Source organism: Rhizorhapis sp. SPR117 (assembly GCF_021742065.1).
This window is the reverse complement of record NZ_JAKKIE010000155.1, coordinates 1-2,558: the sequence shown is the minus strand read 5'-3', so window position 1 is coordinate 2,558 and position 2,558 is coordinate 1. Positions and strand designations below refer to the sequence as shown.

Below are 2,558 nucleotides of genomic sequence, written 5' to 3'. Positions count from 1 at the left end.
CAGTCGGGTAGGATTGGTGCTGCTCATGGAGTCAGCCCTGATCCCCCCGCCGAACCGCACGTGCAGCTTTCACCGCATGCGGCTCTCCACTGTGACGAACCATCACTTTGCCGTAGATCGGGCAGGCGGCCTCTGTGAGTATCCCAGTGGCATTGCTCGCACAGGACCACCGTCCTGCGGGCGCGTGCCACCTTCATTCTCACGACAAAACCGCGGTGCGAAACATCGGCCATCCCCCGGATATGGTGCACCTGACACGGAACATCGGATCGACCGCAAGCCTCGCATTGCTTGGCATTCTGACGATCAACCCAGTCCGTACGTGAGTGGGTGAACACCTGCGTCCAAGGCTGGATATCAATCCTGGACGAGGTGGCCGGATCACGTTTCAGATGAGCCAGTTTCCAGACTTTGACCGATCGGGGCTGGCCATCGACGTCGTAGCCGATGGTGAATTCCTGCCCCGTCCTCATGCGGGCCACGACCGCTCGCACATTGGTTTTGTGCTTGCTGGCCAAGGTCTTGAACAAGCTCCACCGCTGGAGAAACTCAAGCCTGTTCAGCTTGAAGCTCACATCCTTGGCGAGAGCATAGTAGTTCGCAAAACCCCGCAATTCGGCGTTGTAAGCTAGGACGATCTCAACGTCGCTGCAGCTGAGCAGCAGGCTACGATGACGCGGCTTCAACACCGACAGATCACCATAACCTTTTGCAGAAGCGAACGCGTGGACCTTCTCCCAAGGGACATGCAGCTGCATCACTTCCGACGGCGGCCTACGAAGGAAGCTGACGGAACCTTGTCGGCTCCGGACAACCCGTTGGCGTGTCGTATATGTGCGGACCTCATATCCAAGGAAGGCGGCTCCATCGCTCGCCTTGCGGATACCGCTTTTCTCCTCGGACACCGTGAGCGCCAGCGCCTCGGTCAGGAATGCCCTGACTTCGGCGAACACGCTTCGTGCATCCTCCTTGCTACCGATAACCCCAATCATGAAGTCGTCCGCGTAGCGACAGTAACGAAGTCGGCGATAACCGGGGTCCATCGCGTCTCTCGACGGGATGGACCGCTTTTGCGGCAGTAAGGTTTGGATTTTGGCCAAGGAGGCCGCAACCTTCACCTCGTCGACATTGTCTTTGGCCCGCAGCATGGTGACGCGCTTCCGTTGTTTCTGGATGCGCCCAGCCAGTCGCCCATATTCCGGGTTCGTGGCACGGACCTTCCCCCTCTCGAAAGCCGCGATCCGTTCCGCCATGAACATATCGAGTTCATGGAGGTAGATGTTGGCCAAGATTGGAGAGACGATACCGCCCTGCGGAGTGCCGCTGTAGGTCCGGGTGTGAACCCGGTCTTCCATAACACCCGCCTTAAGCATGCTGCCGATCAAGCCGATGAATTTCTCGTCATCGATCCTTTTCCGCAACAGCCGCAGGAGGATGTCGTGGTCGATGTTCTCGAAGAACCCCGCGACATCCACATCTACGAGCCATTTCACCCCCGTCCATACGGCTTTGACGTGTTCAAGCGCCGTATGACACGACCGGCCCGGCCGGAATCCATGGGAGGCGTTCGAGAACACCGGTTCATAGATCCGTTCGAGCAGTTGCCGCGCCACTTCCTGAACGAGGCGGTCGTCGCGCGTGGGAATGCCCAGCGGACGCCGTTTGCCCTTGCCTTTCGGGATAAACACCCGACGCACTGGTTTGGGATCATAGGTCCCTGCCGCCACGCTGGCGATAATCGGGTCGAGGTCTTCCGGTCCGAAGTCCGCGAAGGTCTCGCCGTCAATACCCGGCGTCATCGCACCCTTGTTGGATCCGATCTTCTGGAGCCCCTCCTCCCAAAGGAGGCGAGACCCCATCAGACGATAGAGTCCATTCACCCTTTTGCCCGACGCAACGAGCGCCGGAATGGCCTCCAACCGGCCTTTCACAGTTTCTGGCAGCATCAGCACACCCCATGATCGGTGGTTGAAGAATCACAGCTGCCGCCCTTCCCCCGGTCTTCCCCGCTTTCGGCCCGATCGCTCGAGACCTTATACAGTTGCACCGCCGCCTCCGAAGAGGTCGATGTCCCGGGCATTACCCCGGGCATTTGAGTAATATGGCGGCTCCGTACCCATGCAGGCCGGCAGAAGCCGCCTGTTTAGGGCATCCCGTAGTTACGCTGAATGGAGATGCGGCGCGGTTAGGTGTCCCGTTCGTCCACTAAACCCCTCGACGAGAGGCGCACCGGATGGGCTGAGAAACAGGCGGCCAAGACATGAGACCGCTGTCATCATCCGGACCTGGCGTGACAGTCGCTTTCGCCAGTATCGCTATATAGATTGCTGCAGACTGGGATTTAAGCAGTGTAGCCTTCACCATACGCACCTTGCCCTGACCGTCATCGCCTCCATTTGCGACTAAGACGCATCTGGCCTTTTCCGAACATGCTATTGTTCCCCGTCCCTTTCGGGATTTCAGACCTTGTGAGGCCCGAGGTTAGTCCGGCGAGCAGAGGCATTCTCAACTTACCTCATCATCACTGATACTCCATTTCAGCGCCGCAACGGCGCACT

Annotated in this window: 1 protein-coding gene; it reads right to left on the bottom strand. The window is 58.8% G+C overall.

The window, feature by feature from the left end:
- Window positions 1-23 precede the first annotated feature (23 nt).
- Complete coding sequence (locus tag L3X40_RS21580; RefSeq protein ID WP_067490678.1) at window positions 24-1,946, bottom strand: reverse transcriptase domain-containing protein; 1,923 nt, start codon at window positions 1,944-1,946, stop codon at window positions 24-26.
- Between the last annotated feature and the right edge of the window lie 612 nt (window positions 1,947-2,558).